This window comes from Natronococcus pandeyae (genome assembly GCF_008122205.1).
Classification (GTDB): Archaea; Halobacteriota; Halobacteria; order Halobacteriales; family Natrialbaceae; genus Natronococcus; species Natronococcus pandeyae.
In genome coordinates this window covers 142,387-157,593 of record NZ_PHNJ01000010.1, presented here as the reverse complement: position 1 = coordinate 157,593, position 15,207 = coordinate 142,387, and the positions used below count along the sequence as shown (strand labels likewise).

Genomic DNA, 15,207 nt, shown 5'->3' with positions numbered 1-15,207 from the left:
GATGTCCAAGGAAATTCAGCAGTCAGATGACGAGTCGGAACGGACGGAACTGCCGATCGAACGGGGGTTCCCAATCGAGCGCGTGAACGAGATTGCGGAGAAGGAGGGCCGGGCGAAGATGTACTATCGCCCCATCTACACGATGCACAAGTGGTGGGCACGCCGGCTGGGCTGTGTCTTCCGAACGATCTCGCTGTACACCCTCCTCGACGATCCCGAGAAGGTCGAGGTTTTCGAACCGGGACAAGAGGACGAAACGCTCGCCGGGTGGGGCGACGGTGACGGCGAGACGGAGCTGGACATCACCTCGATCATCGATCGCGTCGATATGAGCGATCCCGAAAGCCTCTGGGAACTCTACACAAAGGACGTCCGCGTCGAGGACAAGAAGGTCCTCGATCCGTTCATGGGCGGAGGGACGTCGCTCGTCGAGGCCTCGCGCTTCGGCGCAGAGGCCGTCGGCAACGACCTCAACCCCGTCGCGTGGTTTGTCACGAAGAAGGAACTTGAAGCAGGCCAGACCGATATCGAAGAGTTGGAAGAGGCCTTCACACAGGTAAAAGAAGACGTCGCTGATGAGATTACGCAGTACTATAAGACATCCTGTCCCAATGGTGACCACGATGCGGACGTGATGTACAACTTTTGGGTAAAGGAATTGGACTGCGTCTCCTGCGGGCATACGGTTCCGCTGTTCAAAGACTACCGGGTGGCAAAGGGACGCTACGAGGACGACGACAAATATAACGTTTTCTGTCCGGACTGCGGTACTGTTACGCTGGTGGACGACTGGCAGTCTGAGAGTGTCTGCGACGATTGTGGACACGGTTTCGTTCCGAAGGAGGGGAACGTCTCACGTGGTGGGAAGTACAACTGTCCTGATTGTGGTCAGAAGTATGACATCACCGACGCGATTGGGGAACAGGGCGAATTCAGAACGCGTCTATATGCCTTGGAGTACTACTGTGAACATTGTGACACCGACGGACTAGACCGTTCCGAGGTAAAGGGCTACAGGGAAGCACTACCTAGCGATTTAGAGTCGGCTGATGCTGCAGAGAAGGAATGGAAAGAATCAGAAGAATTGGCTCAATTCGTACCGGACTTGCCCATTCCTGAGGGGTCCAAAACGCAGTCGTCGTCTATCGACGGAAGTGATGTGTTCGAACATGGATACGAAAAGTGGTCAGATATGTTTAACGATCGGCAGAAGCTCGTACTGTCGAAATTACTGAAATCAATCTCTGAAATAGAGAATCAGAATCTGAAAGAGTACCTATTGCTCGCCTTCTCCGATTCCCTGATGTTTCAGAATACATTCACTATCTACAATCTCTCTGCGAACAAGGTTGAGGGGGTATTTAAGAGCAATGCATTTGATCCCCAAATGGACTTCGTCGAGAATAACGTTTGGGGGACAGAGTACGGCAGAGGTACTTTCGAATCCACGTGGAGAAAGCTTCTGCGGGGAATCAGGTATTCCTCGGCACCGACTGAGAGGTATGTCGAAGATGGGGAAAGCATTGAATCTTCCGAATTTGGAAAACCAATTGGTGAAAATACTACACTTCGGTATGGTGATGCCAGAACCATCGATAAAGAAAACGAATTTGATGCAGTCATTTCTGATCCGCCGTATTATGACAATATCATCTATTCAGAACTTTCTGACTTCTTCTACGTTTGGCTCAGAGTCGTGCTCCAAAGTGAGTACGAGCACTTCGAACCGACCGAGACTCCTAAAACAGACAGTATTGTAGCTAATCCGTCACAGGGGAAAGGTGTTGAGGAGTTTGAGGAGGAAATCAAACAAGCGTTCGCTACCGTCAGAAATTCGTTAAAGGAAGACGGGGTGTTTTGTTTCACTTATCACCACAGTGATTCGGATTCCTGGGGTGAACTGTTAGAATCACTTTGCGAAGTTGGGTTCGAAGTGACTGCTGCGTACCCTGTTTCGGCAGATCTCAATAAATTAGTTCTAGGAGAGTCTGTTTCGTTTGATATCGTCATCGTTGCACGACCAGCAAACGACCGCGGTTCAACGAGTTGGAACTCGCTCCGCCGCGACATCTACCGCACAGCCCGCCGCACCCGTAAGCAACTCGAAGAGAACCGCGAGCTCTCCCGTGGCGACATTGGCGTGATGGAGATGGGCGCGTGTTTCCGAGAATACTCCAAACACCACGGGAAGGTGCAGCGCGATGGCGAGATCATGACCGCGAAGGAGGTCGTCCGAGAGATCTACGGCATCATCCAGGAGGCCAGCGACATCGGCGTCGAGGACGTGTTCATCGACCTGCTCGACACATCGAGCCCCTCGTTCGACGACGTCAACAAGCTTTGCCGCGGGACCAACGCCACGCCGGAGGACCTCAAGGAGACACACCTCTACAACCAGGACGACGGCTTCGAACTCGGCACGTGGGACAACGAGAAGCGTCAAGCGTACATCCAGGAGCGAACCAACGGCGACGGCGGCGATCACCTCTCGAACCTCGATAAACTCCAGTTCCTTCGGTATCGCTACGAGAAAGGACAGGCGGTCCAGAACTACGTTGACAAGTGGGACGTTGACGACGATCTCCGCGAACTTGCCGGTCGACTCGCCGACGTCACCGGTGACGGCACCTACACTCGCGTCCTCGGCGATCGCGACATCACGAGTTACTAACCATGGCAGGACCAGGTCAAATTCCGGGACGGTATAACATCGTCGTTGAGGGTGCGTACGAGACGTTCGAGCACCAGATGCCGACCGAGGGGTTCGTCCAGCAACTTGAGACCGACGACGTTCCGGACAAGGTCAGTGTCGTTGGACTGGACGTGGCTCTGAAAAATGCTGACTTGATCGCCAACTTATCTCGATCGATGGATCAGCGAGCGACTGACTTGGAGTACCAGAACCCAACGGTTCAATTCGTCGTCGAGGGGTCGTTCCATCGGAACGGGAAAACCTATGATCTGAGGTACGACGGCGAACTGTATCCACTACAGGACGTCTTCGGCCCACAACTCGATCGGAAAGGGAACGGAGATTGGCTGATCGCTCCGTTCTAATATAGACCGCACTGAAGTCGATTGGTCCACAGTTCGGATTTCGGATCCGTGATGCGACGCTACGCGATCGTCTCCATGCGTTGTCGAATCTCGCTTTCGTCACGCAGTGCGGCGTCGAACCACGCGTCGTGGTGCGTAACCGGTTCGGATTGTCGGGACCCGTTCTGGGACCCAGTAGTATCCGGGTAGCGCTGTCGATCGAAAATCACCCAGTGGAGATGAAACGGCTCTAATTCGTCACTCAATACCGGAAACTCATCACGAATTTTCTGACAGAGTTGCTCGTAGCGATCGATGTCGTTCATCTGGGGCGATCGATCCGTCCCAAGAAGATTTGCTTCATTTCCGTCGATACACATTTTCTGTGTGTACCCGAGCTTCGCGAACAGGAACGGCACTTTCACAGTCCCAACAAATTTGAGTCGGTTCAGTGCTATTTCGTGGACCGTATACAGATCACTAGTCTCCAGTACAGATGAGATATCGTGCCATACGTCAGTACCGTTGATCATCTGGCGAATACTCTCCCGTTTCCGTGGATGGTAATTCACAGACTCCATCGCCGTTTCGAGATCACTACCGGTCATGAACCGTTGTAGCGCTTCTTCATGCGTGTCGACCGGTGTCCGGATACTGATTACAGCATTTATATACGATAGTTTGAGATACGCAATCTTTCCGTTCCGATCGGTCGCGCTGAACCGATCGTGAATCGTCTCGAGCTGTGACCAGATCTGTTGATGCGTCTCAGCGTACGATCCGATAGTGATCAGTGATCCGTCGGCGGGTCTCGTCATCGACGGTTGTGGTGACCTCCATAGGGTACTGTTAACGGACCACGGTGTGCGACTATACATTTGCTAATGGATGCGCGAAAATAATGTACGAACAGTCGGAATATCAGTATCTGTAATACAAACGCCACCCTGTTGCAACGAACCTGAGTAGAACGCAGACTGACACGCTGCTCTAGACGTACCAATTGCATCTCGATCCTCTCGGAACGGTACGAGTCTAACTCAGCGTTCGAGCAGTTTAAGCGGCTGCTCTCGCTCTATGTCTCCGGTCCCGTTATTGAGGAAGTAGAGATCAATCCACTCCGCACCATCGTCCCAACGGAACACCGGAATACAGGTCGTCGTGTGTTTGTATTGTTCGCCGCACCTCGTCTCGATCTGTTCGCGCGTCCACTCGCCATCCTGCTCTAGATCCTTCCGATTGCGCACGTTCCACGAGTGTTGATCGGCCGCTGCTTTGACAACCCGCAGGGAAAATTCCCTCGTGTCTTTGAACGCGAATGGACTACTCATTTCCCGGGCCCGACCGAGATCGGTCTCGTCGATACCATCGAGACAGAGTTCATTATCGTCGACCGCACGGAACGGCTCGAGTTCCGGGTACTCCGCAACGAGAACAGTGTAGAGGTACTCGTAAATAGCATCCTTGTACGATGGGAGGGTGAACCGCTCGTCGTCAGGTGCAACGATCTGTAGTTCTGCACCCGTCTGTGCAACCGTCCGCCGCATGGGTTCGAGCAAGGGACACAGGAACCCGAGAGACGTGGCCTGAAGCAGATACGCGTAACTGAACAGCCGCGATCGCGACGGTGACTCTTTGACTGGGTCGTGACCGTCAGCGTAGTACTTCGAGTCCAGGATCGCAAGCGTCTCGGTGCCCCGCTGGATCGCGTGATCGGGTTGATGGTAGATCTCGGCCTCGTCGTCGAACGGCTTTACCGACGGCGACCGCACAGCGGTCACGTCGACGAGATCGTTGCGATGATCGTATGTCTTGATCCGCTCGAGTTGCTGTTCGAGGACGACTTGCGAATACAGTTCGAACAGTGACTCCATATTGATGACGTAGTCGATCGTCAACTCACGCTGCCCCCGTTCGAGCTGCCGACTGAGAGACGAGGTGGCGATCGCCTTCGAGACATCCAGTGCCTTCCGGTAGTAGTGGCGTTCCCTCGGGAGGTCGTATACCGAGAACGAGCGATACTCCCCGATCCGTCGTGGGGAGCTGGACACTCCGAGATCCTCGAGTTTGCGTAGTTCTCGATGTACCTGTGAGAAGATGTGATTGTATCCAGGATAATTATACTCGTCGGCATGGTCTCGAAAGAGTCGGAGCAACACTGTTCCGGCATAATGAAGCAGCGAGTTCGCTGGGTTATCGTACTCGACCTCTTTCAAAACACAATGGTGCTGTGTACGTCCTTCTGCGCGGTTTACGAGGGTTTGCTCGACGTCGATCTCCCCACGGACATCGTCGAGATCCGCCCGCCGAGTTTCGAGATCGCGGATGAATCCGCTCCGGTGAATGACGTCGATTCCTTCCAAGTAATTGAGCGCGAGGATCAAAAAGATATCCGAGAGTTCGATGTCGTCCGCGAGGAAGTTCTCCAGCGGAACGCCGCGATACTCGAGCGATCGGTTCTGATCGTAGACAGCGAGCACCATGTCGAAAACCGGTTCCCAGTCGATCTTTGGATTGATCTGCACCTTCGCCGTCGGTGTGAGACTGACGATACCCACAACGTCCCGTGCTTCGACTCGGAGCATCGACCCGTCGACGGTGGCCGTGAGGACCGTATATTCGGTGTCTTCGTCGAATGTTTCCTGCGTTTTCCTGAAGACGTTCGGGCTGACGCGTTCGAACGAGGCCCGCTCGAGTTGCTCGACGATCGACTCCGGACAGTCTTCGATACAGATCTCGCCACGCTCTGGAACGTCGAACGTCTTGGAACCGTAGCTGTAGTGCCCGTCGTCACTACTCATAGGATCCCAGTTGACGCTGCTCGGCCTCGAGTTCGCGCTTAGCGAGATCGGCCGCAGGGGTCAGATCGTACTCCCCGAATTCGTCGTTGAGCTCGCGATAGTGGTTTTCGATCCGTTCGATCTGCGGAAATGCTGCCGAGTTCAGGAGGCGCGGGACAATGTACGTTCGGAACGCTTGCCCGACTGCTTCTCCAGGGTTGTCGAGGTACAACGCCGGATCGTTCGTCGATTCGCCGATGAACTTCGTGACGTCTTCGTAGTGCATCGGACCGAACCGCATGATCGGGCCCTGTGACGTCTGGTCATTTCCTTCGTTGATGCCGAGGTAGTCCATCTCGAAGAGTTCCCGAAGCCGCGACTCCTCTATCTGTGGCGAACCGGACGAGTTGGCCTTCTCGATGTGCTCGTCGATGAATTTCTCGAAGAGCCTCCGACGGCTATCGTCGCTGTACTGGTCGACCTCGATCATTGCGAACCGACGGGTGATCGCGTTGTCTAACTCATTTACCGTCCGGTCAGACATGTTCATCGTACAGATGATGTTCACGTTCTCTTTCAGGGTAATCGGCTCTCCGTCGTCGGTTTCGATGAGTTCCTGCTGCGGATTCTCGATCGCGGTGTAGAGCGGGCCGAAAATCTTGGAGATGTCAGCGCGAGTGATCTCGTCGAGAATGACCGTGTAGTCGATATCGAAATCCTCGGAGCGTTTCACCGCCTCGGAAACGCACCCGAGTTCCGTTTGATAATTGAGCCGATGCCCGCTCAAATTCGGTCCGATCCCACCGATGATGTCTTTCGCTGTCCACGATGGAGTGGCCGTGTTGAGTGAGTAGCCGATTGAGTGCTCGAGAGCGAGTTGCTTCGCGAAGGTTGTCTTCCCAGTTCCGGTCGGTCCATACAGAACGACCGGTTTTCCGGTCTTCAGTGCGACTTTCGCGTTCCGATATACTTCGTCTGGAACGAGAACTGTTTCTGGAGTATTGTCGTTCCTCGTGATAACGAGACGCTTGAGATCCTCGGAAGCGAGATCGGACTTGAGAACGGCTCGGCGAATTTGTCCGATCCCCCGCTTTCCGTCGTGGAGTGTATCAAGCTGCTGCTCCCTGATGAGATAGTCGAGTACACGTTCTTCGGCCGCATTCTCGATTGCATTTACAACCCGCCCTGGAACCTCACGGAGAACGTTCAAATTCTTCTTGACATCTTCGAGCGAGTAACTGTCCTCTGAATCATTCATTATTAGGAGAAAGTAAGCTAGAGACTAAAAAGTTAGTTGATAGCATGAGAGATCATCGAGTCGAGGAGTTTATCGCCGAGTACGAGCAGCGAGCGGAGGCGGGATCCGATATGGACATCGCGATCAGAGGCCAACGACGTCGGTTGTCCAAACTCGAAGACCGGATTGAGACGCGGCGAAAGGAACTCCGTCGGAAAGCCCAGGTAATTTCGCTCGCTCCCGAGATCAAGAGTCGCTGCTCGACGCTCCCGATCTAATATGAGAGTGGCATCTCACCTCTGGACTGCCTTGAATTGTGTAGTGTTCACGTATGCTCGTCGCGATTACCGGCCTTTCTTCTGATCAAGATCTATCACTGTCGGTTTTGAATACCAATGCAAGCTTGAGTAACCACATGAACCAACAATCGACTAACAAGCCGAGAACACTGATCAGCCAGAACGACCGAAGTCAAGAGGCGGCTAACTACGCCTTCCCCGCAGCGGACTTCGTGTTAGTAGATGATTCACCGCTGCATCTGTGGGTCAACGGAATTCACTTCGTCGAAGATCCAGACGGAGCTGTGCAAGAGGGCCAACATTTCCTCGTACAAGATCCAGGACAAGGCGTCACGATCTCGAAAGTAGAGCACTACGACAATCAGAACGAATCGGCGACAGTGCGCCATCTCTACCAGTGGTACGACGGTGACCTCGAGTCCGTCGACGATTCGGAAGTGTGGAGTACCGATGAAATTATAGGAGAGTACGACCGGGCCATGGGAGATGCCTCGAAATCAACGTTTCTCCATCAGGTAGCGTGACAAGCCGACGAAGTACTACTTGAGAAAGGGGATGGAGACTGATTCCAGCCCGCAATGAACTCGTTAGCGACTGAGTGAACAGAAGCATTCGGGGTCTTATGCAAGCTGGACAGTGTGGAGATGTTTCTGGCGTATGTGATTGTCACCGGCCTGAATTACGAGCTGCTGCCGTTCTCGGAGAACGATTCCGTCAATATTGATCCCGGTGTCTCGTCCGGGCTGATGATCATCTTCAACGAGGTCCAGGAGTCGTGGCTGGCTGGATGGTCGATCAACAGGAGGAACTCTTCGAGGAGTTCGGTCTGGACTTCCCGTACTGGGATGGGAAGTAACTCACGCTACGATCGTTCGAGCATCCCCTGTGCGAGTACTCGAAGTACGTCGGCGTCAAGGAGCAGGACGAGGTCCGACGGAAGTTCAACCCTCGAGACCACGCGCAGGATACGCTCGAGGATTTCACCTAATCCAGTTCTTCTGCGATCCCTTTGGCGAGCCAGTACGCTCGGTCGGATATGTATGGTTCTGCTTCTCCGAGTTCGAACGAGAGGCGGAGCAGTGCGATTACCGTGAGGACGTCTTCTGCCTGTGTGGTTTGCATCGCCGATGTTGGCCGCGGCATCCGATATAAACTATAGGGTAGATCAGGACCGTAGATAGAGCGCTCCGACAAGACAGACAAGTGCAAACAGGAAGAAGGACGTTGCGACGATTGCGATCCCTAAGATGGCGAATTCTTCACCCTGCTCAACAGTCATCACTTGCATCATCATCAGTACCCCAATGAACGTAGGGATGATCGCAAACCTGCCGAGCCGCAACCCGAGTTTTGGTCTCCAGTGCCAGGCCTTTTCTCCATCTTTGCGCTTCTTTTCGCGCTTCATAGCAGGGCTCGGTTCCCGCTCTTGGCCTTCGGTACCAGTCATAGAGTGTTCTAACTAATGATATGTATTTAGGAGTGGTGGCCGGTAATTATCGGAAGTCGAGATCCGTGTGTAACATCTGCGTGTGCTCAACTTCCGATCGTGCGAACTCTTCGAGCTCCGCGCTGCCGTGACCCTCGAGTGGTCAGCTGGACCGATCCACCCAAACACAATTGCAAACGTCGTCGTGAGCACACTTGTGATGATCGCCGGGGTACTCGTTGTGGTCCATATGATGACGGTCGGGTAGCCGATGACAGACGCCTGCCAGACCGGTGAGCTGGTCCTTGAGATGGCTGAGGCCAAGTCCATGCCTGAGCCGCTCACAGAGGAGTACAGCGACCGGGTCCAAATGGCAGTTGCCGTCTACGAGTCGCTCGAGTTCACAGCTGACCACACGAAAGCTGCCGGGGTCTTCGATATCGATCCCGATATACTCGACAAAGCAGCCTCCGACTACGAGTGGTACAGATTTCGCGAATATCATTGTTAGACAAATGTCAAGCTCTATCCCCAGAAACCCGGTTCCAAATTGACGGTCATAGATTATCATCACAAAAATATTGAAGACGCTGCAATTGGTATGGTATACCATGAGCCCTACCCTCACACTTGAGCCGGTTGAAGATGTCCCCTCTGATTCCCGAGTTTGTCACTACGATGAGCTGGCCGAAGACGCGAAGGAAGAGTTCCCGATTCTCACCGAAAACATCGACGTCTCTGTCGACAGTACAATTGCGGATGGACTCCAGGAGTGTGACCTCGTAAAATACACTGACTACTACAAGGTCTCCATTGGTTAATCCACGTACTGTGACTCCCACTCTCGCCGTTCCTCAATTGCAGTTTGCCCTGCATCGTTGATATCGTAGTAATTCGTCCGGCGATCGAGTTGCCCCTTCTCAACTAGATCCTTGTTGACGACCGTGTCAAGATTCGGATAGAGCCGTCCATGGTTAATTTCGGAGCTGTAGTATTGTTCGATCTCGTCTTTGATGTCCTGCCCCGACGGCTGGTCGGCACCCGCAATCACGTACAAGAGGTCGCGTTGGAACCCGGTAAGGTCGTCCATCTTACGGGACTCTCCATCGAGTGTACTATTTGTTATCTGTCCCGTATCTGGCTGGATGTCGACTTAACCGATGAGTACAGCTCAGCAATCTCGTCTCTGCCGCCATGCCGAATTGCAATTGAAGCCGTCCGCCAGAGATCGTCGTCACCTCTTGGAACATCGGCTACAGTTCCCTCTTCTGTCGATAAGATGATCACTGCATGGTTCTCAGCGACGATTACCTTCCGACTACAGGGGGGACAGGTTGCTTTGTACATTGAACCGCTGTACCCCCAGTAGTAGCTACAGTATAGAAAACTAACAATTGGGTCGCCTACATCGGTATTTTTCGGAACTCTGGTTGCCTCAGGAGCCCCTTCGTTAGTGAAGTTGCTGATGACGTGACCAGTTTGGAATATACAAATCGCTGCTGGAGAGTGTCCGATAGAACCGACCATCTTCCTCCATTTCTAATAAAAATATAACATGCGTGCAGAAATAGTATTCCCTGTGGAATAGTGATATCAAACGCGTCGGTGTACGGTTGGGAACGGACAGCCAACAGATGAGGGTCGAAACTGAAACCCGACAACAGATCGTCTCTCACTACCGGGCACACACCGACGCGTACAATCGAATCTGGACGAATCTCGAGACGGTCAGTGACCAGTTCGAAGAGACCGGTCTTGACGGCAAAATCGCGCGCCTCAAACTGTCCTACGTGAACGCCGTCATTAGTATCCGAACACCTGCAGACAGACAGGACGAGGCACTCGCTCGTCTCGTGGCTGGCGACGACCTCGAGACGGCGATGGCGAGCGTCAACTACCACACACAGAAGCGGAAGTACATGCGACAAAGCCTTGGTGAGGTCGACGTGTGGGAAGATATCGCGGTCGCCCTGCAAAACGGCGCTGTCGATCGCGCCCACGAAACCGCCCTCGAACTCGATTATATCGGGACGGTCAAGGCCCCATTCATCCTTTCGATGCTCGGCTACACGGAGAAGATGTGTATCGACGGCAACGCGCTTCGCGTCCTTGGACTGGATGATTATCCGTCGATGGATGATGTCCGCCAGTACGAGGAACTGTGCCGAGACGTCCGTGCCGAGTTTCCAACTCTAAGCGAGGAACTCGATCCGTTCCACCTTCACTGGGTGGTCTTCGATTGGGAGCGCTCGAGCACCCAGAACGGAGACACCGTGGCCGGAGTTCAAACACAATCCAGACAGATTACTCGCCACGAGGCCTGGTTCGATGCTGCACTACGCAATGTCACTGAGATTGAATCGATAGTCGATTCGCTTGTACGAGAATAAAATCCAGAAGCCAGTCCGAGAAGGACTAGTTTGCCACGGTCTTATTCAGGACGGACTTTCTGCGAGTTGAGATTGTTACTTTCGAGCGGCTCTCCCGAGTTATCACGTTTTCGGGATCTACCACCGCTACAAACGAGATCAGAGAGAAGTTAGCTCGATTTGAGGCATTTGTATCTGGATCGGCTGGTGTAGTTCATCGATGACCAGTGATATCTAGCAAACAACGGCTTCCCATGCCAGATTTTGCAGAGAGTACGAGTGCTGCAGCTCTCGAAGAGCGGCCTACGGACCGCAACCGCAGCTTCAGCCGCCCTCGCGAAGATATTTTCCGATCGCTCGGACGAACGTCTTGGCGGTTACGACTGGTGGGGAGCGAATATCACGGTCCATTTCGACTTTCACCAGATAATCAGTGAGTCGCCAGAGATTGTACAGCAGGGCTGCGAACGTAAAGCCAAACAACCGCACACGGTAGTCCTTCGAGGACGTCTTCGGGAGAAACGCCTTCACCGACTTGTACTGGTTTTCGATGTCCCAGCGTCGGCTGTAGCTGTTGGCGACGTGCATGATCTCGTTGGGAGCGACGTGGTCACGGTTGGTCACGAACACGGCGTAATTGCTGTCTGCCTCCTCGTCAGTTGCTGGCACGTACAGGAATTTAGCGGTGTGGTGAAGTTCTCCGTCGATGGCAAACGGGACATCATGCTTGACACCGGCGTCAACTCCTTCCTTGCTCTTGATTTTCGCAATCGACTCATAATCGTCTTCGTACTTCGGTACTGGCGTCATGTACACCAGCCCACGGTCGTGGATCGTCGCATACACGTCGTTACTGTAGAATCCTCGATCGAGGAGCACTTCGTCGAGATCGATGTACTGCTGGGCAGTCGCCAGCAATCGGTCGACCACATCCGCCTTCGAATCGGCTGGAGCATCTTCTGGTTCCCACGCAGAGCATTCTTTGACTGGTTCAATACCCAAGATGATCGGGACGTCGTTCCCGACGACCGTAATCGTCGCGAACGTATACCCGTGCTTGATTTCACCGTCGCCTTTGTACCCGCTGACCATCGGCGGATAGTCTGCCTTCGGGATTTGCCTGTCCTTGTCGATCCACGGCCAGACGTGGTAGGGGACGTGTGTGAAGTCGATAGCTGCTGCCACGTGGCGGTCATCGAACGGATCTTCGTGGCGAATCGTGCTGAGAATGTTCTCGGTTGCAGCGTCGAACGACTCCATCAGCGTCTTCTGAAATTCCTCGGTGAAAGCGACAACATCCCCGATGCTGTACTCCTGAAATGGTTTTGGAAGCTCCTGACCCGGTGACATCGAGAACTGCTTGATCACTCGCAGAAACGTCGAATCGTCACAGACGTCGTTCTTATCGAGGAACCACCCTGCTTCCCCTTCAGAGTGGGCACTTCCCTGTGTCAGGCATGCGTTGGCAAACAGATCGAGGATCTGTTCGTCCTCGTAAACTCTGTTGTCGGCTCTGTCGGATCTGAACTCGGCGAAGCCGTGTCGGCGAGCGAGTTCGACGACCTTGCTGCCATACTCGTGTACATACTTGCGTGTCGCTGTTGACTGATCTTCGGTGTCTTCGATGTCGTTCTCGTCGGGTTGTGGTGGTAGCAGTACGTCGGTGATGAGCCCCTGATCGTGGGCTTCCAAGAGTATTCCGCGTGATGCGGCCTCAAGCGTGACTTTCGTCTGTTCGCTGAACTGGCTCCAAGCATACGAGATGTTCTGTTGAGTCGGTGGCTTGGGCATCCCGAAGCGCTTCAATAGTGCTGGGCGATTCGCAAGACGATCCGCGAGTTCGCTTTGGGAGAAGTCGTGAACCGTCTGGTAGATGTAGAGTCGTGCCATCGACTCGGTGCTAAAGGTTGCTTTATTCTGATTGCGGGTATCCGTGAGTTCAGCAACTGGAATCGAGACCCGGTTGAGAAGTCGCCAGAGTGTATCAACTTAGTCACAGAGCGTTTTCGCATGATAGACGATTGCTCCTGCCATCGCGGGAGCATCATCATCCACCGTAGGCGTCAATTCGTGTGCCACAGTAGTTCAAAATATGAGAACAGACGTATATGAATTATTCAACTAACTGCTTAGAGAATTACTTGTAGACCAGGGAGTTGATTTTCGCATGTATATTATTATTATTATTATTATTCGCACATAAATAGGTCATATACTACTCTTTAAAAGACATATATCATTTCGAAAACTAGGATGTGGGTGGACTGGCTAGTTGTTAGCCTTTGTCTTTCCAGTGTTAGCTATGTGCGGAAACCTAGCAAACTGTCATCCTATCAGCCTCCATTGGGCAGTTCATCATTACAGGACTGTTGGTATCTGGGATTAGTCGTCAGCTATCGCTTCGGAAGTCGCTGCCGCCCCACGGACGGTCTGCTGTTCGAGCCAGTCCTCGGCATCGAGGGCAGCCATGCTCCCAGTACCAGCGGACGTGATTGCCTGTCGGTAGTCGGGGTCCATCACATCACCCGCGGCGAAGACGCCTTCGACAGTTGTCTTCGTCGTCATTCCCTCCCTAGTTTCAACATGACCGGTGTCAGCCAGTTCGACCGGTGTCTCTTCGAGAAAGTCCGTGTTTGGAACGTGACCGACGCCGTAGAAGATCCCGCCGATGTCGACGGTCTCACGTTCGACCTCACCAACATCTCGCGTCTTCGCCGCTTGATCTGCCACGCCGCCGTGTGCCGCGTTCGTCTCGAGTTTCTGCTTCGGATAGCCGTCAGGGTGGCTCACCAGGGTTGCACCGGTGACGCCCTCGTCCTGCGAGCCCTGGATTTCGAGGAGTTCGGTGTTCCAGCGGAACGAGATTGCGTCGTGGTTGCGAGCGCGTTCGGCCATAACCTCGGAGGCGCGAAGTTCGTCGCGACGGTGAACGATCGTAACGCTGTCGGCAAACTTCGTCAGGAAGAGCGCTTCTTCCATAGCGCTGTCGCCGCCACCGATCACGAGCACGTCGTCGCCACGGTGGAACGCGCCGTCGCAGGTCGCACAGGTTGAGACGCCGTACCCCATCAGTTCGTCCTCGCCGTCGGCTCCGACCCAGCGAGCGCTCGCGCCGGTCGCGATGAGCAGGGCGCGTGTTCGGAGTGTCTTTCCATTTGAGAGAGCGAGTTTGAACGGCCGATCGTTGAGCGTCGCGTCCTCGACGGTTCCGTGGACGAACTCGGCGCCGAAGCGCTCGGCCTGTTCTTTCCCGCGCTGGATCAACTCCATGCCACCGACGCCCTCGGGGAAGCCGAGGAAGTTCTCGACGTCGGTCGTCAGCGTCAGCTGGCCGCCCGGCTCCGGGCCCTCGAGCACGAGCGGCTCGAAATCGGCCCGTGCGGCGTAGACCGCAGCCGAGAGGCCGGCGACGCCAGAGCCGACGATCACCACGTCGTGGACGAGTGCGTTCGTGTCCTCGTTCATTCAGTGTAGCCCTCGATCAGGTCGCGGAGTCGGTCCGCCGGCAGTGCGCCGGTGTGTTGTTCGACCTGTTCGCCGTCCGCGAAGAGCACGAGCGTCGGTACCCCGCGAACGCCGTACGCACCTGCAAGTTGCTGGTGTTCGTCGACGTCGACCTTCGCGATCACGCCCTCGGTCTCACGCGCCAACTCTTCGAGGACGGGTTCGAGCATCTTGCAGGGGCCACACCAGTCGGCGTAGAAATCCACGAGCACGACATCGTACTCGTCGACGATCGCCTCGAGGTGGTCTCCACCCTCGACGTGAAGCGGGTCGTCGTTCGATTCGGAGTATGCGTCAGTTGCCATCACTCCACTGTAGAGCCCGGCAGTGTTTAAAGGTTTTGTGTGTATTGCACAATATAGTATAGGGGTTGGGCATCGGTCGTGGATCAACGATAACTAACCCGGCGATCAGACAAATCGTGAAAGAGGCAAGCACCGAGAGCCATTTGTCCGAGGCCAAAAATGGATCTCAGATGACGAAGCTATCGAGTTGATGAGAATACACGTCGGGCGTTACAGTCGTTCGTTGAGACTGAATTATTGGCAAAATCTAC

The 15,207-nt window shown here is 54.1% G+C and carries 15 protein-coding genes and 1 pseudogene; 7 read left to right on the top strand and 9 right to left on the bottom strand.

What is annotated here, in order from left to right; all coding sequences use genetic code 11:
- Position 1: 1 nt before the first annotated feature.
- Positions 2-2,671, top strand: a complete 2,670-nt coding sequence (locus tag CV102_RS17535; protein WP_148859287.1) for a DUF1156 domain-containing protein — start codon at positions 2-4, stop codon at positions 2,669-2,671.
- Between the two features lie 2 nt (positions 2,672-2,673).
- Positions 2,674-3,057, top strand: a complete 384-nt coding sequence (locus CV102_RS17530; protein ID WP_148859286.1) for a hypothetical protein — start codon at positions 2,674-2,676, stop codon at positions 3,055-3,057.
- A 59-nt stretch (positions 3,058-3,116) separates the two neighbouring features.
- Here CV102_RS17530 and CV102_RS17525 read toward each other — a convergent pair whose 3' ends face one another.
- From CV102_RS17525 to CV102_RS17515, 3 genes are all read right to left on the bottom strand, one after another.
- Positions 3,117-3,854: a hypothetical protein gene (locus tag CV102_RS17525; RefSeq protein ID WP_148859285.1), complete on the bottom strand. Its 738-nt coding sequence runs from the start codon at positions 3,852-3,854 to the stop codon at positions 3,117-3,119.
- Between the two features lie 222 nt (positions 3,855-4,076).
- Positions 4,077-5,837 carry a 5-methylcytosine restriction system specificity protein McrC gene (locus CV102_RS17520; RefSeq protein ID WP_148859284.1) on the bottom strand — a complete coding sequence of 587 codons (1,761 nt, stop codon included), beginning with the start codon at positions 5,835-5,837 and terminating at the stop codon, positions 4,077-4,079.
- Positions 5,830-7,077 carry an AAA family ATPase gene (locus CV102_RS17515; RefSeq protein ID WP_148859283.1) on the bottom strand — a complete coding sequence of 416 codons (1,248 nt, stop codon included), beginning with the start codon at positions 7,075-7,077 and terminating at the stop codon, positions 5,830-5,832. Before CV102_RS17515 ends, CV102_RS17520 begins: the two co-directional genes overlap by 8 nt.
- Positions 7,078-7,118: 41 nt before the next feature.
- On the opposite strand from CV102_RS17515, the gene CV102_RS17510 reads away from it, so the two are divergent.
- Positions 7,119-7,331, top strand: coding sequence for a hypothetical protein (locus tag CV102_RS17510; protein ID WP_222863710.1), 213 nt, complete (start codon positions 7,119-7,121; stop codon positions 7,329-7,331).
- Between the two features lie 53 nt (positions 7,332-7,384).
- Positions 7,385-7,876 carry a hypothetical protein gene (locus CV102_RS17505; protein ID WP_148859282.1) on the top strand — a complete coding sequence of 164 codons (492 nt, stop codon included), beginning with the start codon at positions 7,385-7,387 and terminating at the stop codon, positions 7,874-7,876.
- Positions 7,877-8,336: 460 nt separating this feature from the next.
- Here CV102_RS17505 and CV102_RS26395 read toward each other — a convergent pair whose 3' ends face one another.
- Positions 8,337-8,474 (bottom strand): hypothetical protein, encoded by a 138-nt coding sequence (locus CV102_RS26395; RefSeq protein WP_222863709.1) that lies wholly within the window; start codon positions 8,472-8,474, stop codon positions 8,337-8,339.
- A 43-nt stretch (positions 8,475-8,517) separates the two neighbouring features.
- A complete protein-coding gene (locus CV102_RS17500; protein WP_148859281.1) occupies positions 8,518-8,799 on the bottom strand; it encodes a hypothetical protein in 282 nt (93 codons plus the stop codon).
- A 250-nt stretch (positions 8,800-9,049) separates the two neighbouring features.
- Between CV102_RS17500 and CV102_RS17495 the strand changes: the two genes are divergently transcribed.
- Together CV102_RS17495 and CV102_RS17490 are read left to right on the top strand one after the other, a co-directional pair.
- Positions 9,050-9,289 (top strand): hypothetical protein, encoded by a 240-nt coding sequence (locus tag CV102_RS17495; RefSeq protein ID WP_148859280.1) that lies wholly within the window; start codon positions 9,050-9,052, stop codon positions 9,287-9,289.
- A gap of 100 nt (positions 9,290-9,389) precedes the next feature.
- Complete coding sequence (locus CV102_RS17490; RefSeq protein WP_148859279.1) at positions 9,390-9,599, top strand: hypothetical protein; 210 nt, start codon at positions 9,390-9,392, stop codon at positions 9,597-9,599.
- Here the strand turns inward: CV102_RS17490 and CV102_RS17485 are convergent.
- On the bottom strand, positions 9,596-9,868 hold the full coding sequence (locus CV102_RS17485; protein ID WP_148859278.1) for a helix-turn-helix transcriptional regulator: 273 nt from the start codon (positions 9,866-9,868) through the stop codon (positions 9,596-9,598). The genes CV102_RS17490 and CV102_RS17485 overlap by 4 nt on opposite strands.
- Before the next feature lie 763 nt (positions 9,869-10,631).
- On the opposite strand from CV102_RS17485, the gene CV102_RS17480 reads away from it, so the two are divergent.
- Positions 10,632-11,168, top strand: coding sequence for a hypothetical protein (locus CV102_RS17480; protein WP_148859277.1), 537 nt, complete (start codon positions 10,632-10,634; stop codon positions 11,166-11,168).
- Positions 11,169-11,471: 303 nt separating this feature from the next.
- Here the strand turns inward: CV102_RS17480 and CV102_RS17475 are convergent.
- From CV102_RS17475 to trxA, 3 genes and pseudogenes are all read right to left on the bottom strand, one after another.
- A pseudogene (locus CV102_RS17475) lies at positions 11,472-13,181 on the bottom strand (transposase).
- Between the two features lie 348 nt (positions 13,182-13,529).
- Positions 13,530-14,612, bottom strand: a complete 1,083-nt coding sequence (locus CV102_RS17470; protein WP_148859276.1) for an NAD(P)/FAD-dependent oxidoreductase — start codon at positions 14,610-14,612, stop codon at positions 13,530-13,532.
- Entirely contained in the window at positions 14,609-14,956 is a 348-nt protein-coding gene (gene trxA, locus CV102_RS17465) for a thioredoxin (protein WP_148859275.1), read from the bottom strand. Before trxA ends, CV102_RS17470 begins: the two co-directional genes overlap by 4 nt.
- Positions 14,957-15,207: the final 251 nt, after the last annotated feature.